The sequence below is a fragment of the Pseudomonas sp. SD17-1 genome (assembly GCF_029201585.1).
GTDB lineage: Bacteria > Pseudomonadota > Gammaproteobacteria > Pseudomonadales > Pseudomonadaceae > Aquipseudomonas > Aquipseudomonas palmensis.
In genome coordinates, this window is the sequence record NZ_CP104044.1 from 2043901 (window position 1) to 2064388 (window position 20488).

Consider the following 20488-nt stretch of genomic DNA (forward strand, 5'->3'; position numbering starts at 1 on the left):
CCTTTGGAGAGGCCGGCGTTGCTGTTGTAGGAGCCGGCCTTGCCGGCGAAGGAAGCACTGCGGTGTCTCTTCTACCGTTTCGCCGGCAAGGCCGGCTCCTACAGGTTTCCCATCGTTGCTGCGCACCGCCGACTTATCCGTGATTGAGTCCCGCGTCCATGAATACTGAATTTCGCAAGCACCTGCCGGGCACCACGCTCGACTACTTCGACGCCCGCGCCGCCATCGACGCCATCAGCCCCGGCGCCTACGACAAGCTGCCCTATACCTCCCGCGTACTGGCCGAAAACCTGGTGCGCCGCTGCGACCCGGCAACCCTCGATGCCTCGCTCGGCCAACTGATCGAGCGCAAGCGCGACCTCGACTTCCCCTGGTACCCGGCCCGCGTGGTGTGCCATGACATCCTTGGCCAGACCGCACTGGTTGACCTTGCCGGCCTGCGTGACGCCATCGCCGACAAGGGCGGCGACCCGGCCCAGGTCAACCCGGTGGTGCCGGTGCAACTGATCGTCGACCACTCGCTGGCCGTGGAGTGCGGCGGCTTCGACCCGCAGGCGTTCGAGAAGAACCGCGCCATCGAAGACCGTCGCAACGAAGACCGCTTCCACTTCATCAACTGGACCAAGAAGGCGTTCAAGAACGTCGATGTGATCCAGCCCGGCAACGGCATCATGCACCAGATCAACCTGGAGAAGATGTCGCCGGTGATCCACGCCGAGCAGGGCGTGGCCTATCCCGATACCTGCGTCGGTACCGACAGCCACACCCCCCACGTGGATGCCCTGGGCGTGATCGCCATCGGCGTCGGCGGCCTGGAGGCCGAGAACGTGATGCTGGGTCGTGCGTCCTGGATGCGCCTGCCGGAAATCGTCGGCGTGCAGCTCACCGGCAAGCCGCAGCCAGGCATCACCGCCACCGACGTGGTGCTGGCGCTCACCGAGTTCCTGCGCAAGGCCAAGGTGGTAGGCGCCTACCTCGAGTTCTACGGCGAGGGCGCCCGTGCGCTGACCCTGGGCGATCGCGCGACCATCTCCAACATGGCCCCCGAATACGGCGCGACGGCGGCGATGTTCTCCATCGACCAGCAGACCATCGATTACCTCAAGCTCACCGGTCGTGAAGACGCCCAGGTCAAGCTGGTGGAAACCTACGCCAAGGTCGCCGGCCTGTGGTCCGACAGCCTGGTCAATGCCGAATACGAGCGTGGCCTGCAGTTCGACCTGTCGAGCGTGGTACGCAACATGGCCGGCCCGTCCAACCCGCATGCGCGGGTGGCCACCAGCGAGCTGGCTGCCAGGGGCATTGCCGGGCAATGGGAAGAGGTGCCGGGGCAGATGCCCGACGGCGCGGTGATCATCGCTGCCATCACCAGCTGCACCAACACCAGCAACCCGCGCAACGTGATCGCTGCCGGGCTGCTGGCGCGCAATGCCAACAGGCTGGGGCTGACGCGCAAGCCGTGGGTCAAGTCGTCGCTGGCGCCAGGCTCCAAGACCGTGGCCCTGTACCTCAAAGAGGCGGGCCTGGAGGATGAGCTGGAGCAGCTGGGTTTTGGCATCGTGGCGTTTGCCTGCACCACCTGCAACGGCATGTCCGGCGCTCTGGACCCGGTGATCCAGCAGGAAATCATCGACCGCGACCTGTACGCCACCGCCGTGCTGTCGGGCAACCGCAACTTCGACGGGCGTATCCATCCGTATGCCAAGCAGGCCTTCCTGGCCTCGCCGCCGCTGGTGGTGGCCTACGCCATTGCCGGCACCATCCGTTTCGATATCGAGAAGGACGTGCTGGCCGTGGTGGACGGCAAGGAAATCCGCCTCAAGGACATCTGGCCCAGCGACGAAGAGATCGATGCAGTGGTCAAGGCTGCGGTCAAGCCGGAGCAGTTCCGCCAGGTGTACATCCCGATGTTCGCCGTGCACGAAGACACCGGACCCAAGGTCGACCCGCTGTACGACTGGCGCGCCATGAGCACCTACATCCGTCGCCCGCCGTACTGGGAAGGCGCGCTGGCAGGCGAGCGCTCGCTCAAGGGCATGCGCCCGCTGGCGGTGCTGCCGGACAACATCACCACCGACCACCTGTCGCCGTCCAACGCGATCATGCTCGACAGCGCCGCAGGCGAGTACCTGGCGAAGATGGGCCTGCCCGAAGAGGACTTCAACTCCTACGCCACCCACCGTGGCGACCACCTGACCGCGCAGCGCGCAACCTTCGCCAACCCCAAGCTGTTCAACGAGATGGTGCAGGAGAACGGCAAGGTCAAGCAGGGTTCGCTGGCGCGTATCGAGCCGGAGGGCAAGGTGACGCGCATGTGGGAGGCCATCGAGACCTACATGCAGCGCAAGCAGCCGCTGATCATCGTGGCCGGTGCCGACTACGGCCAGGGGTCGTCACGTGACTGGGCGGCCAAGGGTGTGCGCCTGGCCGGTGTCGAGGCCATCGTGGCCGAGGGCTTCGAGCGTATCCACCGTACCAACCTGGTGGGCATGGGCGTGTTGCCGCTGGAGTTCAAGCCGGGCACCGACCGCAAGACCCTGGGTATCGATGGCAGCGAGACCTATGACGTGGTGGGGCAGCGGACACCGCGGGCCACCTTGACCCTGGTGATCACGCGGCGTGACGGCGAGCGCCTGGAGGTGCCGGTGACCTGCCGTCTGGACACGGCGGAAGAGGTGTCGATCTACGAGGCGGGCGGTGTACTGCAGCGCTTTGCCCAGGACTTCCTCGAGTCGTCGGTGGCTTGACGTACACCTGACCTGTAGGAGCCGGCTTTGCCGGCGAAGGGAGCGACGCAGGGTGCATTGATGTACCAGCCCCTTCGCCGGCAAGGCCGGCTCCTACACAGGATTGTGTTGTATTCCAGAGGACACATGTTTCCATGCCACACCTACCCCAGATCAGAATCCCCGCCACCTACATCCGTGGCGGCACCAGCAAAGGCGTGTTCTTCAACCTCGAAGACCTGCCCGAAGCCGCCCAGCTCCCCGGCGCCGCGCGCGATGCGCTGCTGCTGCGGGTTATCGGCAGCCCCGACCCCTACGGCAAGCAGATCGACGGCATGGGCGGGGCCACCTCCAGCACCAGCAAGACGGTCATCCTGTCGCGCAGCATCAAGCCCGGGCACGACGTCGACTACCTGTTCGGCCAGGTCGCCATCGACAAGGCCTTCGTCGACTGGAGCGGCAACTGCGGCAACCTCTCGGCGGCAGTCGGCTCGTTCGCCATCAGCGCCGGCCTGGTCGACGCCAGTCGCATCCCGCGCAATGGTGTGGCTGTGGTGCGCATCTGGCAGGCCAACATCGGCAAGACCATCATCGCCCACGTACCGATCACCGAAGGCGAAGTGCAGGAAACCGGCGACTTCGAACTCGACGGCGTGACCTTTCCCGCCGCCGAGGTGCAGCTCGAATTCCTCGACCCGGCCGCCGACGAAGACGGCGCGGGCGGCTCGATGTTCCCCACCGGCAACCTGGTCGACGACCTGGTGGTGCCCGGTGTCGGCACCTTCAAGGCAACCCTGATCAACGCCGGCATCCCGACCATCTTCATCGACGCCCAGGCCCTGGGCTACACCGGCACCGAGCTGCAGGACGCAATCAACGGCGACCCCGAGGCCCTGGCGCGTTTCGAAACCATTCGTGCCCACGGCGCCGTGCACATGGGCCTGATCGAGCACGTCGAGCAGGCCGCGCAGCGCCAGCACACGCCCAAGGTGGCGTTCGTGGCAGCGCCGGCCGCCTACCAGTCCTCCAGCGGCAAGTCCGTGGCAGCGAGCGATATCGACCTGCTGGTGCGTGCGTTGTCGATGGGCAAGCTGCACCACGCCATGATGGGTACGGCAGCGGTGGCCATCGGCACCGCGGCGGCCATCCCCGGCACCCTGGTCAACCTTGCTGCCGGTGGCGGCGAGCGCAGCGCCGTGCGCTTCGGTCACCCCTCGGGCACCTTGCGTGTGGGCGCCGAGGCGCGCCAGGTGAATGGCGACTGGACCGTTACCAAAGCAATCATGAGCCGCAGCGCTCGCGTGCTGATGGAGGGTTGGGTACGCGTACCTGGCGATACCTTCTAGAGGCAGCGGTGCTCGGCTCTCCTTTCACCCCATGTGAACAGAGAGACGACCATGAGTGCCAATGTTGACCTGAACGACCGCCCCGACTACGACCGGGTCCTGCAGGACATTGCCGACTATGTCCTGCACTTCAGGGCCGAGCCGGGGGAGGCGCTGGACACGGCGCGCAACTGCCTGATGGACACCCTGGGTTGCGGCCTGCTGGCGCTGCGCTTTCCCGAGTGCACCAAGCACCTGGGGCCGCTGGTGGAGGGTACCGTGGTGCCCCATGGCGCGCGGGTGCCCGGCACCGCGTACCGCCTCGACCCGGTCAAGGCGGCCTGGGACATCGGCTGCATCGTGCGCTGGCTGGACTACAACGATACCTGGCTGGCCGCAGAATGGGGTCACCCCTCCGACAACCTCGGCGGCATCCTCGCGGTGGCCGACCACCTCTCGCAAAAGCGCGTGGCCAACGGCGACGCGCCGCTGACCCTGCACACGGTGCTCGAGGCCATGATCATGGCCCACGAGATCCAGGGCGTGCTCGCGCTGGAAAACGCTTTCAACCGGGTGGGCCTGGACCACGTGTTGCTGGTCAAGGTCGCATCCACGGCGGTGTGCGCCCGGCTCATGGGCGCCAATCGCGAGCAGTTGCTGGCGGCCCTGTCCCAGGCCTTTGTCGATGGCCAGGCGCTGCGCACCTACCGCCATGCCCCCAATGCCGGCTCGCGCAAGTCGTGGGCGGCCGGTGATGCGTCGAGTCGCGGGGTGCGCCTGGCGGACATCGCCCTGCGCGGCGAGATGGGCATCCCCGGCGTGCTCACCGCGCCGCAGTGGGGCTTCTATGACGTGCTGTTCAGCCATACCAACAAGGACCTGGCGCTCAAGCCCGAGGGCAAGCGCGAGTTCAGCCTGTCGCAGCCGTTCGGCAGCTACGTGATGGAGAACATACTGTTCAAGATCAGCTTTCCGGCCGAGTTCCATGCGCAGACCGCCTGCGAGGCGGCGGTGACCCTGCATCCGCAGGTGCGCAATCGCCTGCATGAAATCGAGCGCATCGTGATCACCACCCATGAGTCGGCGATTCGCATCATTTCCAAGGTCGGCACGCTGGCCAACGCAGCGGACCGGGACCACTGCCTGCAGTACATGACGGCGGTGCCGCTGATCTTCGGCAATCTGGTGGCCGAGCATTACGAAGATGATTTCCATGCGGCGCACCCGACCATCGACCGCTTGCGCGAGAAGATGGTGATCGTCGAAGACCCGCGTTTCAGTCGCGAGTACCTGGAGGCCGACAAGCGCTCGATCGCCAACGCGGTGCAGGTGTTCTTCACCGACGGCTCGAGCACCGAGCAGGTGGTGGTGGAGTATCCCATCGGGCACCGGCGCCGACGCGCCCAGGGCATCCCGCTGCTGGAGGACAAGTTCAAGGCCAACCTGGCGACGCGGTTTACTGCGCAGCGTTCGGCCGAGATCCTTGCGTTGTGCAAGGATCAGGCGAGGCTTGAGGCGACGGCGGTGCATCGGTTCATGGATCTGTTCGTGATCTGAGGGGCGAAGCTTTTCAGAAGGCAACAAAAAGCCCCGCCAATTGGCGGGGCTTCTTTTCACGCTAAGTCAGCTTACGCTTGAACGACCGGGATATTGGCGTTCGCAGCGGCTTCACGGAACTCGGCGATCTGGTCGAAGCTCAGGTAGCGGTAGATGTCGGCAGCCATGCTGTCGATATTCGCCGCGTACTCCATGTACTCCTCGACGGTTGGCAGCTTGCCCAGGATCGAGGCAACGGCAGCCAGTTCGGCGGAGGCCAGGAACACGTTGGCACCATCGCCCAGACGGTTAGGGAAGTTACGGGTCGACGTCGATACAACGGTCGAGTTCGGCTCTACGCGTGCCTGGTTACCCATGCACAGCGAGCAGCCCGGCATTTCCATGCGCGCGCCAGCCTTGCCGTAGATGCCGTAGTAGCCTTCCTCGGTCAGCTGGTGAGCGTCCATCTTGGTCGGCGGCGACAGCCACAGACGGGTTGGCAGCTGACCCTTGACCTTGTCCAGCAGCTTGCCGGCAGCGCGGAAGTGACCGATGTTGGTCATGCACGAGCCGATGAACACTTCGTCGATCTTCTGGCCCTGGACGCTGGACAGCAGGCGAGCGTCGTCCGGGTCGTTAGGAGCGCAGAGAACCGGCTCCTTGATATCGGCCAGGTCGATCTCGATGACTTCGGCGTACTCGGCATCGGCGTCGGCCGACAGCAGCTCGGGCTTGGCCAGCCAGGCTTCCATCGCCTGTGCACGGCGCTCCATGGTGCGCGCATCGCCGTAGCCTTCGCTGATCATCCAGCGCAGCAGGGTGATGTTCGACTTCAGGTACTCGGCAATGGCTTTTTCAGGCAGCTTGATGGTGCAACCGGCAGCCGAACGTTCGGCCGAGGCGTCGGACAGTTCGAATGCCTGTTCCACGGTCAGGTCGTCCAGGCCTTCGATTTCCAGGATGCGGCCGGAGAAGGCGTTGATCTTGCCCTTCTTCTCGACGGTCAGCAGGCCTTTCTGGATGCCGTAGTAAGGGATGGCGTGAACCAGGTCACGCAGGGTGATGCCTGGGTTCAGCTTGCCCTTGAAGCGCACCAGTACCGACTCCGGCATGTCCAGTGGCATCACGCCAGTGGCAGCGGCGAAGGCGACCAGGCCGGAACCGGCCGGGAACGAGATGCCGATCGGGAAGCGGGTGTGCGAGTCACCACCGGTACCGACGGTGTCCGGCAGCAGCATGCGGTTCAGCCAGCTGTGGATGATGCCGTCGCCTGGACGCAGGGACACGCCGCCACGGGTGCGGATGAAATCCGGCAGGGTGTGGTGGGTGGTCACGTCGATCGGTTTCGGATAGGCCGCGGTGTGGCAGAACGACTGCATGACCAGGTCGGCCGAGAAGCCCAGGCACGCCAGGTCTTTCAGTTCGTCACGGGTCATCGGACCGGTGGTGTCCTGGGAGCCGACGGTGGTCATCTTCGGTTCGCAGTAGGTGCCAGGACGAACGCCCTTGCCCACTGGCAGGCCGCAGGCCTTGCCGACCATCTTCTGGGCCAGGGTGTAGCCCTTGCCGGTGTCGACAGGTGCTTCAGGCAGCTTGAACAGGTCGGTCGGGCCCAGGCCCAGCTCGGCGCGCGCCTTCTCGGTCAGGCCACGGCCGACGATCAGCGGGATACGGCCACCGGCGCGGACTTCGTCCAGCAGCACGGGGGTTTTCATCTCGAAGGTGGTGATGACTTCGTCGGTACCGTGCTTGCACACCTTGCCGGCGTGCGGGTACAGGTCGATCACGTCGCCCATGTGGATGTTCGACACGTCGAATTCGATCGGCAGGGCGCCGGCGTCTTCCATGGTGTTGTAGAAGATCGGGGCGATCTTGGAGCCGAAGCAGAAACCGCCAGCGCGCTTGTTCGGCACGTAAGGGATGTCGTCGCCGAAGAACCACAGCACCGAGTTGGTCGCCGATTTACGCGAGGAACCGGTACCGACCACGTCACCGACGTAGGCGATCGGGAAGCCTTCGTTGCGCATCTGCTCGATCTGCTTCATCGGGCCGATGGCGCCTTGTACGTCCGGCACGATGCCGTCGCGGGCCATTTTCAGCATGGCCAGGGCGTGCAGCGGGATGTCAGGGCGCGACCAGGCGTCCGGGGCAGGGGACAGGTCGTCGGTGTTGGTTTCGCCGGTGACCTTGAAGACGCGCAGGCTGATCTTGTCGGCCAGGGTCGGACGCTTCTTGAACCACTCGCCGTCAGCCCAGGACTGCAGTACCGCCTTGGCGTGAACGTTGCCGTTCTTGGCTTTTTCGGCCACGTCGTGGAAGGCGTCGAACATCAGCAGGGTGTGCTTGAGCTGTTCGGCGGCAACGGCGGCCAGTTCGGCGTCGTCCAGCAGCTCGACCAGGGTGGCGATGTTGTAGCCGCCCTGCATGGTGCCCAGCAGTTCAACGGCGCGCTGCTTGCTGATCAGCGGGGAGGTGGCTTCGCCCTTGGCGACCGCCGACAGGAAACCGGCCTTGACGTAGGCGGCTTCGTCCACTCCTGGTGGTACGCGGTTGGTGATCAGGTCGACGAGGACGGCTTCTTCGCCAGCGGGGGGATTCTTCAGCAGCTCGACCAGGCCTGCGGTTTGTTCGGCGTTAAGCGGCTGGGGCACGATACCCTGGGCGGCACGCTCTTCGATGTGTTTGCGGTAGGCTTCAAGCACAGTTATTACCCTCATCAGTGGTCCCAAATGGGTGTCCGGGACGCTCATCCAGAATGGCCGGCACCCATGCGCAATACGGCTTTTTGAGCCGCGTAGCCAGGGTTGCAGGACATCCTTACAGAAGCTGCTTTCAAAGTTTTACGCCTGTAGAACGGAGGCTGATGAGGGCTGGCGCGGTGCATTCGATGTTCGAATACCCCGAGCCAACGCCGTTCTACCGGATCAACTGTGCTCGTGACGCTTTGAAAACAGCTTCTAACGGACATTGCTGCCTTAAAAAGGCCGGATGATTCTACGGTAAAAACGCGCCAAAGGTAAGGCGATTGCAACGACTTTACGGCGTGACCCCCGTTAGACAAAGGGCTAACATGGCCGTCTGTTCCATCGCCATGCCGTTGAATCTTTCATGTCCAATCAGTCAATAAAAACGCCTTGTGTCGGCCTGTGTTCCACGGTTTACGGGGACCTGGTGTGTCGCGGGTGCAAGCGTTTTCACCATGAGGTGATCCACTGGAACGGCTACAACGACGATGAAAAGCGTGCGGTGTGGCTGCGCCTGGAACACCTGCTGGTGCAGGTGATGGCGGCCAAGCTGGAGGTGTTCGACGCCGACAAGCTGCGCGGCCAGCTGGAGCTGCGCAAGATTCGATTCGTGCCGCATCAGTCCGAGTACTGCTGGGCTTATCAGCTGATTGCGCGGGGCGCGCGGGTGATTCGCGAGCTGGAAGCGTACGGGATGGTGCTGTTGCCGGAGTTTCGCGACTGGGAGCTGCCCGAGCTGCGCGATGCCATCGATCGGGAATTCTTTCTGTTGTCCGAGGCGCACTATCAACGCTACATCGCGCCGGGCTTTCTCAAGGATGCGCTGGGTTAAGCGGTGTTCCCATCGCGGGTCACGCCCGCGCCCACTGGATCATCGCTTACCCTGTGGGCGCGGGCTTGACCCGCGATGGGGTCTTCAGCCTCTGGCCAGCTCGTCCAGGTGCTTCACCTGGTCCTCGGTCTTGAGCACCAGCACATCGCATTCCAGCGAATCGAGCACCACCTCGGCGGTGTTGCCGATCAGCGCACCGGTGATCCCGCTACGCCCCACCGTACCCATCACCGTCACCACGGCTTCGTACTTTTTAGCCGTGTGCGGAATCAGCACGTCCGCCGGGCCTTCGGCCACATGCAGGCGATCGTCGGCGATATCGAATTCGGCCTGGAACGCAGCGCATTCGTCGCGGTACTTCTTCTCGATGGTGTCCTTGAGCTGGTACACCGGGTCCGCCGCCGAGAGCATGGGCGAGGGGTGGGCGCTGATCACGTGCAGGTTGCCCTTGGCCACGCTGGCAATGGCATAGCCGTGGTCGATGATGCTGGCGTGCAGCTTGCGATGCTCCTGATCGTCGTTGCCCACGTCCACCGCCGCCAGAATCACGCCACCGGTCCAGGGGCGCTCGGTCTTGACCATCAGCACCGCGCACGGGCACTGGCGCAGCAGTTTCCAGTCCGAAGGCGTCAGCAGGAACTTCTTCAGCGCGTTTTCCGGTCGGTGTTCCTTGATCACCAGCTCACAGCCTTCGGCTTTCTGCACGTCGATGATCGACTCGTGCAGGGTGTCGTGCCAGGCCTGCTCATAGGTGACATTGTCGTAGCCATCGTCGTGCAACTGGCTGGCGAGCAGGCTGAGCAGGGCACTGTGGTCCTGCTTCTTGTCGCACATCAGCAGGTGCAGGCGTGCCTTGGTGACGCCGGCGATCAGCTTGGCGCGGGTCAGGGCCTTGCTGTGGGCGTGGTCGGGGTCGAGCACCACCAGGATGCTGCGAACTTCTAAAAGCATGAGGGAGAACTCCTTCGACAATGGCATGCGATGCCTGACTATAGTCGGCGCCCCGGATGCGGTGGATGTTGATATGCATCAAGCATAGTCACTGGTGATCGCCACTGCCGCCGGTATAATCGCCGGTCTTGTCGACACCCCATGCCCGTTTGTGAGCCTATGTCCCTTATTCCCGAAATCGAAGCCTTCCTCGCCTGCCGCACCCCGGATGCCTGGGTCGATGCCGCCCTGGCCGACCAGGAGACGATGCTGATCGACCACAAGAACTGCGAGTTCAAGGCCGCCAGCACGGCGCTGAGCCTGATTGCCAAGTACAACACGCATGTCGACCTGATCAACATGATGTCGCGCCTGGCCCGCGAGGAGCTGGTGCATCACGAGCAGGTGCTGCGCCTGATGAAGAAGCGCAAGGTGGCCTTGCGCCCATTGTCGGCAGGGCGCTATGCCTCGGGGCTGCGCAAGGTGGTGCGCGCGCACGAGCCGGTGAAGCTGGTGGACACGCTGGTGGTCGGCGCGTTCATCGAGGCGCGCAGCTGCGAGCGCTTTGCTGCGGTGGTGCCGCACCTGGACGAGGAACTGGGCAAGTTCTACCACGGGCTGCTCAAGAGCGAGGCGCGCCATTACCAGGGGTACCTGAAGCTGGCGTACCAGTATGGCGAAGCGGCGGATGTGGAGCGCACCGTGGAGCGGGTGCGCGAGGTGGAAGCCGAACTGATCACCACGCCGGACGTGGAGTTTCGCTTCCATAGCGGCGTGCCGGCCTGAAGCATCGCGGGCCAAGCCCGCTCCCACAGGCTGATGGACCCATCCTGTGGGAGCGGGCTCGACCCGCGATACGGGCGCCGCAATACCTCCTTTTGTCGACCAAATAGAAAGCAAGCTAATTAATGCTTGGCCATTCGCTGCCTGAGCAGTAATATCTGCGGCATCCACTGCCTAAGCAGGTATCTCCCTTCATGCAGCACTTCACCCCCGAAAACTTCCAGTCCTGCACCATCGGCATGCTCCTGGGGCGCGCCGCACTGGTGAAGGACCGCATTCTGGACAGCCACCTGCAGGACTTCGGCGTCACCGCCGCGCAGTTCAAGGTGCTGATCATCGTGTCCCAGTACGGGGTCGATACCCCCGCCGAACTGTGCCGTTTCCTCAGCCTGGACAGCGGGTCGATGACGCGCATGCTCGATCGCCTGGAGCAGAAGGGCCTGATCGCCCGCAGCCGCTGCCCGCAGGACCGCCGCCAGGTACGCCTGGAGCTCACCGCCGATGGCGATGTGCTGGCCGGCCAGTTGCCCCAGATCGGTGCCTCGGCGATGAACGAGCTGGTTGGCGTGCTGGCCCCGGACGAGCTCAAGACCCTGGAAAAGATCCTGACCAAGGTGCTGCTGGCGGCCGGCGATGCCGTCACCGCTCTGCGCGTGGAGGCCCAATGAAACCACGAGCCCTGCGTGCCGGTGCAAGCCTGCTGGTGCTTGCCCTGAGCCTGGCCGGTTGCGCCAACTACAGTGGCCTCGATACCCAGGGCCGGCGCCTCGGCGCCGCCGACCTGCAGGCTGGCAAGACCCTCGGCGGCGTTGCCCTGTCGCCTGCGGCCTGGCCCAAGGGCGACTGGTGGACCCGCCTTGGCGACCCGCAACTGGACAGCCTGATCGGCGAGGCCTTGCGCGACAGCCCCGACATGCAGGTTGCCAGCGCCCGTGCCCATCAGGCCAGCGCCGCAGCCTACGCTGCCGACGCCGAGCGCATGCCCACGCTGGATGCCAGCGCCGGGGTCAGCCGCTCGCGCCTGGCCCGTGACCAGGACCCGACGGGGCAGGGCGGCAGCTACTCCACCCTGCGCAGCCTGAGCGCGACCTTCAACTACACCTTCGATCTCTGGGGTGGGCAACGCGATGCCTGGGAAGCCGCCCTGGGCCAGGCCCGTGCCGCCGAGGTGGACCGCCAGGCTGCACAACTGACCCTGGCCGCCGACGTTGCCCGTGCCTACAGCCAGCTGGGCCAGGCGCACATCGTCAACGACCTGACCCAGGAAGACCTCAAGCGTACCCGCCAGATGCTCGAACTCAGCCAGCGCCGGCTGGCCTCGGGTATCGACAGCCAGTACCAGCTGCAGCAGACCGAAAGCCTGGAGGCCAGCTCCCAGGAGCAGGCCATCAATGCCCAGAAGCAGCTACGCAGCGCGCAGATCGCGCTGGCGGTGCTGCTGGGCAAGGGCCCCGACCGTGGCCAGCAGATCGCCCGCCCCAATGTGCTCAAGCCTGCTGCGGTGGCGCTGCCCTCGGTGCTGCCGGCCGAGTTGCTGGGCCGGCGTCCGGACCTGGTGGCCGCGCGCTGGCGGGTCGAGGCGGCGAGCAAGTCGATCGATGCGAGCAAGACACGCTTCTACCCCAACCTCAACCTGAGCGCCGCCGCCGGCACCCAGGCACTGCTGGGTGATGCGATTTTCGGCGCGCCGAGCCGCTTCTTCAACATCGCCCCGACCGTGTCGCTGCCGATTTTCGACGGCGGGCGCCTGCGCGCTGACCTCGATGCCCGTGATGCCGACTACGACCTGGCCGTGGCGCAATACAACAAGAGCCTGGTGCGTGCACTGGGCGAGGTCAGCGACAGCATCGACCAGCTGCATGCACTGGGCCAGCAGATTGCAGCCAAGCAACGTGCCACCGACATCGCCCAGCAGTCCTACGACACCGTGATGCAGCGCTATGGCTCCGGCATCGGCAACTACCTGGATGTGCTGAGCATCGAACAGCAGCTGCTGCAGTCGCAGCGTCAGCTGGCCGAACTGAACGCCGAACAGATCGACCTGTCGATCCAGTTGATGCAGGCGCTGGGGGGCGGCTACCAGGCCGACACCCAGGCCGCCGCATTGCCCTCGACTTCCCGCAATCAATAAAACGCCAAGGTATTTCTCATGGCCACTGCATCCTCCCCGGACACTGCCCCTACCGAGCAGGACCTCAACAATCAGCGCAAGCGCAAGACGCTGCTGCTCGGGCTGCTGGTGCTCGTACTCGTGCTTGGCGCCGGTGTGTGGGCCTGGCACGAGCTCTACGGGCGCTGGAGCGAAAACACCGACGACGCCTATGTGAACGGCAACGTGGTGGAAATCACCCCGCTGGTCACCGGCACCGTCACCAGCATCGGCGCCGACGATGGCGACCTGGTGCACGCCGGCCAGGTGCTGATCCAGTTCGACCCGAGCGACACCGAGGTCGGCCTGCAGAGCGCCGAGGCCAAGCTGGCCCGCGCCGTGCGCCAGGTGCGTGGGCTTTACAGCAACGTCGATGGGCAGAAGGCCCAGGTGGCGGCGCGCAAGGCCGAGCTGCAGAAGGCCCAGGAAAACTACAACCGACGCAAGACCCTGGCCGCCGGCGGGGCGATCTCGCAGGAGGAGCTGTCCCACGCCCGTGACGACCTGGCATCGGCACAAAGCGCGCTGAGCAATGCCCAGCAGCAGCTCAACACCACCACCGCGCTGGTCGACGACACCGTGGTCTCCTCGCACCCCGAAGTGCAGGCTGCCGCCGCCGACCTGCGCCAGGCCTACCTGGACAATGCCCGCACCACCCTGGTGGCGCCGGTCACCGGCTATGTGGCCAAGCGCACGGTGCAACTGGGCCAGCGCCTGCAGCCGGGCACCGCGACCATGGCGGTGATTCCGCTGGATCAGCTGTGGATCGACGCCAACTTCAAGGAAACCCAGCTGCGCAACATGCGTATCGGTCAGCCGGTGGACATCGTTGCCGACCTGTACGGCAGCGACGTGAAGTACAGCGGCACCATCGACAGCCTGGGCGCCGGTACCGGCAGCGCCTTCGCCCTGCTGCCGGCGCAGAACGCCACCGGCAACTGGATCAAGATCGTCCAGCGCGTGCCAGTGCGGATCCACATCAACCCCGAGCAACTGGCCGAACACCCGCTGCGGATCGGCCTGTCGACCCAGGTCGACGTCGACCTGCACGACCAGAGCGGCCCGGTGCTGGCGCAACAGCCGCCGCAGAAAGCCTCGTTCGCCACCCAGGTGTACGACCGCCAGCTGGTGGAGGCCGATACCCTGATCGCGCGCCTGATCCATGACAACAGCGCCGCCAGCGGCAAGACTGCGCAGCGATGAGCGGGCAGGCTTCGTTCACCCCGCCAAGCCTGCTGCTGACCACCATCGGCCTGTCGCTGGCGACGTTCATGCAGGTGCTCGACACCACCATCGCCAACGTCGCCCTGCCTACCATCTCCGGCAACCTGGGGGTGAGTTCGGAGCAGGGCACCTGGGTCATCACCTCGTTCGCGGTGAGCAACGCGATAGCCTTGCCGCTGACCGGCTGGCTGAGCCGGCGCTTCGGCGAGGTGAAGCTGTTCATCTGGGCCACGCTGCTGTTCGTGCTGGCGTCGTTCCTGTGCGGTATCTCGCAATCGATGCCCGAGCTGGTCGGCTTTCGCGTGTTGCAGGGCGTGGTGGCCGGGCCGTTGTACCCCATGACCCAGACCCTGCTGATTGCAGTGTACCCCCCGGCCAAGCGGGGTATGGCCCTGGCGCTGCTGGCGATGGTCACGGTGGTGGCGCCGATTGCCGGGCCGATACTCGGTGGCTGGATCACCGACAGCTACAGCTGGCCGTGGATCTTCTTCATCAACGTGCCGATCGGCCTGTTCGCTGCCGCCGTGGTGCGTCAGCAGATGCGTACCCGGCCGGTAAGCACCAGCCGCCAGCCGATGGACTACATCGGGCTGCTGAGCCTGATCGTCGGGGTGGGGGCATTGCAGATCGTGCTCGACAAGGGCAATGACCTGGACTGGTTCGAGTCCAATTTCATCGTCATCGGCAGCCTGATTTCGGTGGTGTTCCTGGCGGTGTTCATCATCTGGGAACTGACCGACAAGCACCCGGTGGTGAACCTGCGCCTGTTCGCCCACCGCAACTTTCGCATCGGCACCATTGTGCTGGTGGGCGGGTATGCGGGGTTCTTCGGCATCAACCTGATCCTGCCGCAATGGCTGCAGACCCAGATGGGCTACACCGCCACCTGGGCGGGGCTGGCGGTGGCGCCGATCGGCCTGCTGCCGGTGCTGATGTCGCCGTTCGTGGGCAAGTACGCGCACAAGTTCGACCTGCGCGTGCTGGCGGGGCTGGCGTTCGTGGCAATCGGTGCCAGCTGCTTCATGCGGGCCGGGTTCACCAACGAGGTGGACTTCCAGCACATCGCCCTGGTGCAGCTGTTCATGGGTATCGGCGTGGCGCTGTTCTTCATGCCCACCTTGAGCATCCTGCTTTCGGACCTGCCGCCGCAGCAGATCGCCGACGGCTCGGGGCTGGCGACCTTCCTGCGGACCCTGGGCGGCAGCTTTGCCGCGTCGCTGACCACCTGGATCTGGATTCGCCGGGCCGACCAGCACCATGCGTACCTGAGCGAAAGCATCAGTACCTATGAGCCGGCCACCCGTGAAATGCTCGGCCACCTGGGCGGGGCGAACGGGCAGTCGTATGCGCAGCTGGAGCAGATGCTCAACAGCCAGGCGTACATGATGTCGACGGTGGATTACTTCACGTTGATGGGCTGGGTGTTCGTCGGGCTGGTGCTGCTGGTGTGGCTGGCCAAGCCGCCGTTCGCGGCCAAGGCCGGGCCGGCGTCGGCCGGGCACTGAAAAAGGCTTCGCCGGCAAGGCCGGCTCCTACAGGATTACGCAAAACCTGTAGGAGCCGGCCTTGCCGGCGAAGGGGTCAGGCAAAGTCGAAGGGTGCCAGCTGGAACCCTTGTTCATCCACCTGCAGCGCCCACCCCTGGCGATCCCAGTCGCCCAGCACGATACGCCGCGCCGGCGCATCGCCCACCATCAGCTTGTGGATCGCCGGGCGATGGGTGTGCCCATGCACCAGGGTGCGCACGCCATGCTGCTGCATCACCCGCGGTACCTCCTCGGGCGTCACATCGACAATGTCATTGGCCTTCATGCGCGTCTGCGCGCGGCTTTCGCTGCGCAGCTTGCGCGCAAGCTTGTGCCGCGTGCGCAACGGCAGGTGGCGCAGCACCCACAGGCTCACGGGGTTGCGCAGGTAACGGCGCAGCTTCATGTAGCCTTCGTCACGGGTGCACAGGCTGTCGCCATGCATCAGCAGCACCGGTTCGCCGCCCAGCTCGACCACGCTGGGGTCGGGTAGCAGGGTGGCGCCTGCGGCCTTGCAGAACGCCTGGCCGATGAGGAAGTCGCGGTTGCCGTGCATCAGGAACACCTGGGTGCCCGTGTCGCTCAGCGCACGCAGGGCCTGGCAGATCGACGCCTGGTAGGGCGTCATGGCATCGTCGCCGATCCAGGCCTCGAAAAAGTCCCCGAGAATGTACAGCGCTTGCGCGCTGCGGGCACGGGTGGCCAGCAGATCAAGAAACGCCCGGGTAATGTCCGGGCGTTCTTCTTGCAGGTGCAGATCGGAGATCAGCAGTATCACCCAATGATCTCGGCTTTCTCGATGATCACGTCTTCGGCTGGCACGTCCTGGTGGCCGGCTTTGGAACCGGTGGCAACGGCCTTGATCTTGTCGACCACGTCGGTGCCTTCGGTGACTTTGCCGAACACTGCGTAACCCCAGCCCTGCACGTTCTTGCCGCTGTGGTTGAGGAAGCTGTTGTCGGCAACGTTGATGAAGAACTGCGCCGAGGCCGAATGCGGCTCCATGGTACGGGCCATGGCGATGGTGTACTTGTCGTTGCTCAGGCCGTTGTCGGCTTCGTTCTGGATGCTCGGGCGCTTGTCTTTCTTCTCTTTCATGCCCGGCTCGAAACCGCCGCCCTGGATCATGAAGTTGCCGATGACGCGGTGGAACACGGTGTTCTCGTAGTGACCGGCTTTGACGTACTCGATGAAGTTGGCCACGGTGATCGGGGCTTTCTCGGCGTTCAGCTCGATGACGATGTCACCGTGATTGGTGGTCAGTTTGACTTGGGTCATGCTCAAATTCTCGCTTTTCAGGCATTCAAGAAATGGGTGCGCAGGATCGCGTAGTAACCCTGACGCACAGTTTACAGGCCACGATACGCACGTCACGGCAGTTTTTTTGCCCGGCCAGCCGAATATAGCGCCAGTTTGTCGGCGCTGCCCTGTCGGCAGCTCGGGCGCTTGGGCTATGATAAGCGCTTTGATTCAGTCGGCCTACCCGGGCCGTGTACCGGTATTTCAAGGATCCTATGAGCAAGCCCACCGCTGACAACGCTCCCAACGCCGCTGCCAAAGGCGCGCCCGCCGTCCCTGTGAACTTCCTGCGTCCGATCGTGCAGGCCGACCTGGATTCGGGCAAGCACACCAGCATCGTCACCCGTTTCCCGCCGGAGCCCAACGGCTACCTGCACATTGGTCACGCCAAGTCGATCTGCGTGAACTTCGGCCTGGCCCAGGAATTCGGCGGTGCCTGTCACCTGCGCTTCGATGACACCAACCCGGCCAAAGAGGACCAGGAGTACATCGACGCCATCCAGCGTGACGTCAAGTGGCTGGGCTTCGAGTGGACCGGCCCGGTGCGCTATGCCTCCCAGTACTTCGAGCAGTTGCACGCGTGGGCGGTCGACCTGATCAAGTCGGGCAATGCCTATGTGTGCGACCTGACCCCGGAGCAGGCCCGCGAGTACCGCGGCAACCTGACCGAGCCGGGCAAGAACAGCCCGTTCCGCGAGCGCAGCGTCGAGGAAAACCTCGACCTGTTCGCGCGCATGAAGGCCGGCGAGTTCCAGGATGGCGAGCGCGTGCTGCGCGCCAAGATCGACATGGCCTCGCCGAACATGAACCTGCGCGACCCGATCCTGTACCGCATCCGCCATGCCCATCATCACCAGACCGGCGACACCTGGTGCATCTACCCGATCTACGACTTCACCCATGGCCAGTCGGACGCCATCGAGGGCATCACCCACTCGATCTGCACCCTGGAGTTCGAAAGCCATCGTCCGTTGTACGAGTGGTTCCTCGACCACCTGCCGGTGCCGTGCAAGCCGCGCCAGTACGAGTTCAGCCGCCTGAACCTGAACTACACCATCACCAGCAAGCGCAAGCTCAAGCAACTGGTGGACGAGCAGCACGTACAGGGCTGGGACGACCCGCGCATGTCCACGCTGTCGGGCTTCCGCCGTCGTGGCTACACCCCGGCGTCTATCCGCAATTTCTGCGAGATGGTCGGCACCAACCGTTCCGACGGCGTGGTCGACATGTCGATGCTCGAATTCAGCATCCGTGACGACCTGGACCGCACCGCGCCACGGGCCATGTGCGTACTGCGCCCGCTGAAGGTAGTCATCACCAACTACCCCGAAGGCCAGGTCGAGCAGCTCGAACTGCCGCGTCACCCCAAGGAAGACATGGGCGTGCGTGCACTGCCGTTCGCCCGCGAGATCTACATCGACCGCGACGACTTCATGGAAGAGCCGCCCAAGGGCTACAAGCGCCTGGAGCCGGCCGGTGAAGTGCGCCTGCGTGGCAGCTACGTGATCCGCGCCGACGAGGCGATCAAGGATGCCGAGGGCAACATCGTCGAGCTGCGCTGCTCGTACGACCCCGACACCCTGGGCAAGAACCCCGAGGGCCGCAAGGTCAAGGGTGTGATCCACTGGGTGCCGGCCGCGGCCAGCGTCGAGTGCGAAGTACGTCTGTATGACCGCCTGTTCCGTTCGGCCAACCCCGAGAAGACCGACGACGGCGGCAGCTTCCTTGACAACATCAATCCCGATTCGCTGCAGGTGCTGAGCGGTTGTCGTGCGGAACCTTCGCTGGGCCAGGCCCAGCCCGAAGACCGCTTCCAGTTCGAGCGCGAAGGCTACTTCTGCGTCGACCTGAAAGACTCCACGCCGGGTAAGCCGGTGTTCAACCGCACCGTGACCCTGCGCGATTCGTGGGGCAGCTAAGGAACTCTACGTGCTAAGCATCTACAACACCCTGAGCAAGACCAAGGAAGTTTTCGTTCCGCTCGATGGCAACAAGGTTCGCATGTACGTGTGCGGCATGACCGTGTACGACTTCTGCCACCTGGGCCATGGGCGCAGCATGGTCGCGTTCGACCTGGTCACGCGCTGGCTGCGCTACAGCGGCTACGACCTGACCTATGTGCGCAACATCACCGACATCGACGACAAGATCATCAACCGCGCCAACCAGAACGGCGAATCGTTCGAAGCGCTGACCGCGCGCATGATCGACGCGATGCACGAGGACGAGCGCCGTCTGAACATCCTGCCGCCGGACCAGGAGCCGCGTGCCACCGACCACATCGCCGGCATGCACGCGATGATCCAGACCCTGATCGACAAGGGTTATGCCTACGCGCCGGGCAACGGCGACGTGTACTACCGCGTCGGCAAGTTCGTCGGCTACGGCAAGCTGTCGCGCAAGAAGATCGAAGACCTGCGCATCGGTGCCCGCATCGAGGTCGACGAGGCCAAGCAGGACCCGCTCGACTTCGTGCTGTGGAAGGGCGTCAAGCCCGGCGAGCCGAGCTGGGAATCGCCGTGGGGCCCGGGCCGTCCGGGCTGGCACATCGAGTGCTCGGTGATGTCGACCTGCTGCCTGGGCGAGAGCTTCGACATTCATGGTGGCGGCAACGACCTGGAGTTCCCGCACCACGAGAACGAGATTGCCCAGAGCGAGGCGGCCACCGGCAAGCAGTACGCCAAGGCGTGGATGCATTGCGGCATGATCCGTATCAATGGCGAGAAGATGTCCAAGTCGTTGAACAACTTCTTCACCATTCGCGACGTGCTCGACAAGTATCACCCTGAGGTGGTGCGCTACCTGCTGGTGTCGAGCCACTACCGCAGCTCGATCAACTACTCCGAGGACAGCCTGCGCGAAGCCAAGGGCGCACTGGAGCGCTTCTACCATGCGCTGCGCGGCTTGCCGCGCGTGGCCGCGCAAGGTGGCGAGTCGTATGTCGAGCGTTTTGCCGCGGCCATGAACGACGACTTCGGCACGCCTGAAGCCTGTGCGGTGCTGTTCGACCTGGTGCGCGAGATCAATCGCGTGCGCGAGGCCGAGCCTGAGGTGGCCGCTGGCCTGGCGGGCCGTTTGCGCGAGCTGGCCGAGCTGCTGGGCGTGTTGCAGCTGGAGGCCGACGACTTCCTGCAGGCGGGCGCCGAAGGCAAGGTCGATGCGGCTGAAGTGGAGGCGTTGATCCAGGCGCGTCTGCAGGCACGTACCGACAAGAACTGGGCCGAATCGGACCGCATCCGCGACCAGCTGACCGCCATGGGCGTGGTGCTGGAAGACGGCAAGGGCACGACGACCTGGCGTCTGGCTGACTGATCGCGCTGCCCTCATCGCGGGTCGAGCCCGCTCCCACAGGTTGATCACTGATCTAGAGCACAGTGATCAACCTGTGGGAGCGGGCTCGACCCGCGATGAGGC

General features: G+C 64.6%; 15 protein-coding genes. 11 read left to right on the top strand and 4 right to left on the bottom strand.

Annotation, left to right across the window (positions count from 1 at the left end; all coding sequences use genetic code 11):
- Window positions 1-158: 158 nt before the first annotated feature.
- From acnD to prpD, 3 genes are all read left to right on the top strand, one after another.
- Window positions 159-2747: a Fe/S-dependent 2-methylisocitrate dehydratase AcnD gene (gene acnD, locus N0B28_RS09165; protein WP_100634720.1), complete on the top strand. Its 2589-nt coding sequence runs from the start codon at window positions 159-161 to the stop codon at window positions 2745-2747.
- Window positions 2748-2881: 134 nt separating this feature from the next.
- Window positions 2882-4072: a 2-methylaconitate cis-trans isomerase PrpF gene (gene prpF, locus N0B28_RS09170; RefSeq protein ID WP_275731549.1), complete on the top strand. Its 1191-nt coding sequence runs from the start codon at window positions 2882-2884 to the stop codon at window positions 4070-4072.
- Between the two features lie 51 nt (window positions 4073-4123).
- Window positions 4124-5608, top strand: coding sequence for a 2-methylcitrate dehydratase (gene prpD, locus N0B28_RS09175; protein WP_078480487.1), 1485 nt, complete (start codon window positions 4124-4126; stop codon window positions 5606-5608).
- Window positions 5609-5679: 71 nt separating this feature from the next.
- Here the strand turns inward: prpD and acnB are convergent, their stop codons facing one another.
- On the bottom strand, window positions 5680-8289 hold the full coding sequence (acnB, locus tag N0B28_RS09180) for a bifunctional aconitate hydratase 2/2-methylisocitrate dehydratase (protein ID WP_054915695.1): 2610 nt from the start codon (window positions 8287-8289) through the stop codon (window positions 5680-5682).
- Between the two features lie 406 nt (window positions 8290-8695).
- Here acnB and N0B28_RS09185 point away from each other — a divergent pair, with 406 nt between their 5' ends.
- Window positions 8696-9163, top strand: coding sequence for a DUF1289 domain-containing protein (locus N0B28_RS09185; protein WP_043863069.1), 468 nt, complete (start codon window positions 8696-8698; stop codon window positions 9161-9163).
- 84 nt (window positions 9164-9247) lie between these two features.
- Here N0B28_RS09185 and N0B28_RS09190 read toward each other — a convergent pair whose 3' ends face one another.
- Window positions 9248-10114 (bottom strand): universal stress protein, encoded by an 867-nt coding sequence (locus tag N0B28_RS09190; RefSeq protein WP_043863068.1) that lies wholly within the window; start codon window positions 10112-10114, stop codon window positions 9248-9250.
- A 159-nt stretch (window positions 10115-10273) separates the two neighbouring features.
- Here N0B28_RS09190 and miaE point away from each other — a divergent pair, with 159 nt between their 5' ends.
- The 5 genes from miaE (at window position 10274) to N0B28_RS09215 (ending at window position 15754) form a co-directional block, all read left to right on the top strand.
- A complete protein-coding gene (gene miaE, locus N0B28_RS09195) occupies window positions 10274-10879 on the top strand; it encodes a tRNA isopentenyl-2-thiomethyl-A-37 hydroxylase MiaE (protein ID WP_043863067.1) in 606 nt (201 codons plus the stop codon).
- 191 nt (window positions 10880-11070) lie between these two features.
- Window positions 11071-11544 (top strand): MarR family transcriptional regulator, encoded by a 474-nt coding sequence (locus N0B28_RS09200; protein ID WP_043863066.1) that lies wholly within the window; start codon window positions 11071-11073, stop codon window positions 11542-11544.
- Window positions 11541-13007: an efflux transporter outer membrane subunit gene (locus N0B28_RS09205; RefSeq protein WP_088515681.1), complete on the top strand. Its 1467-nt coding sequence runs from the start codon at window positions 11541-11543 to the stop codon at window positions 13005-13007. The genes N0B28_RS09200 and N0B28_RS09205 overlap by 4 nt, the downstream gene beginning before the upstream one ends.
- Before the next feature lie 18 nt (window positions 13008-13025).
- Window positions 13026-14228, top strand: a complete 1203-nt coding sequence (locus tag N0B28_RS09210) for an HlyD family efflux transporter periplasmic adaptor subunit (RefSeq protein WP_043863064.1) — start codon at window positions 13026-13028, stop codon at window positions 14226-14228.
- The gene (locus tag N0B28_RS09215) at window positions 14225-15754 is read left to right on the top strand and encodes a DHA2 family efflux MFS transporter permease subunit (protein WP_275731550.1); all 1530 of its coding nucleotides are present in this window, start codon (window positions 14225-14227) and stop codon (window positions 15752-15754) included. Before N0B28_RS09210 ends, N0B28_RS09215 begins: the two co-directional genes overlap by 4 nt.
- 76 nt (window positions 15755-15830) lie before the next feature.
- Here N0B28_RS09215 and lpxH read toward each other — a convergent pair whose 3' ends face one another.
- Window positions 15831-16553, bottom strand: coding sequence for a UDP-2,3-diacylglucosamine diphosphatase (gene lpxH / locus N0B28_RS09220; RefSeq protein ID WP_043863062.1), 723 nt, complete (start codon window positions 16551-16553; stop codon window positions 15831-15833).
- Window positions 16550-17053, bottom strand: coding sequence for a peptidylprolyl isomerase (locus tag N0B28_RS09225; RefSeq protein WP_043863061.1), 504 nt, complete (start codon window positions 17051-17053; stop codon window positions 16550-16552). The genes lpxH and N0B28_RS09225 overlap by 4 nt, the downstream gene beginning before the upstream one ends.
- A gap of 236 nt (window positions 17054-17289) precedes the next feature.
- On the opposite strand from N0B28_RS09225, the gene N0B28_RS09230 reads away from it, so the two are divergent.
- Window positions 17290-18993 carry a glutamine--tRNA ligase/YqeY domain fusion protein gene (locus N0B28_RS09230; RefSeq protein WP_043863060.1) on the top strand — a complete coding sequence of 568 codons (1704 nt, stop codon included), beginning with the start codon at window positions 17290-17292 and terminating at the stop codon, window positions 18991-18993.
- A 10-nt stretch (window positions 18994-19003) separates the two neighbouring features.
- Window positions 19004-20386 carry a cysteine--tRNA ligase gene (gene cysS, locus N0B28_RS09235; RefSeq protein WP_058541885.1) on the top strand — a complete coding sequence of 461 codons (1383 nt, stop codon included), beginning with the start codon at window positions 19004-19006 and terminating at the stop codon, window positions 20384-20386.
- Window positions 20387-20488 lie beyond the last annotated feature (102 nt).

Bases quoted from the DNA above. Each gene is read 5' to 3' on its own strand.
- acnD (WP_100634720.1), top strand. From the start codon at position 159: ATGAATACTGAATTTCGCAAGCACCTGCCGGGCACCACGCTCGACTAC.
- prpF (WP_275731549.1), top strand. From the start codon at position 2,882: ATGCCACACCTACCCCAGATCAGAATCCCCGCCACCTACATCCGTGGC.
- prpD (WP_078480487.1), top strand. From the start codon at position 4,124: ATGAGTGCCAATGTTGACCTGAACGACCGCCCCGACTACGACCGGGTC.
- N0B28_RS09185 (WP_043863069.1), top strand. From the start codon at position 8,696: ATGTCCAATCAGTCAATAAAAACGCCTTGTGTCGGCCTGTGTTCCACG.
- N0B28_RS09190 (WP_043863068.1), bottom strand. From the start codon at position 10,114: ATGCTTTTAGAAGTTCGCAGCATCCTGGTGGTGCTCGACCCCGACCAC.
- miaE (WP_043863067.1), top strand. From the start codon at position 10,274: ATGTCCCTTATTCCCGAAATCGAAGCCTTCCTCGCCTGCCGCACCCCG.
- N0B28_RS09200 (WP_043863066.1), top strand. From the start codon at position 11,071: ATGCAGCACTTCACCCCCGAAAACTTCCAGTCCTGCACCATCGGCATG.
- N0B28_RS09205 (WP_088515681.1), top strand. From the start codon at position 11,541: ATGAAACCACGAGCCCTGCGTGCCGGTGCAAGCCTGCTGGTGCTTGCC.
- N0B28_RS09210 (WP_043863064.1), top strand. From the start codon at position 13,026: ATGGCCACTGCATCCTCCCCGGACACTGCCCCTACCGAGCAGGACCTC.
- N0B28_RS09215 (WP_275731550.1), top strand. From the start codon at position 14,225: ATGAGCGGGCAGGCTTCGTTCACCCCGCCAAGCCTGCTGCTGACCACC.
- N0B28_RS09225 (WP_043863061.1), bottom strand. From the start codon at position 17,053: ATGACCCAAGTCAAACTGACCACCAATCACGGTGACATCGTCATCGAG.
- N0B28_RS09230 (WP_043863060.1), top strand. From the start codon at position 17,290: ATGAGCAAGCCCACCGCTGACAACGCTCCCAACGCCGCTGCCAAAGGC.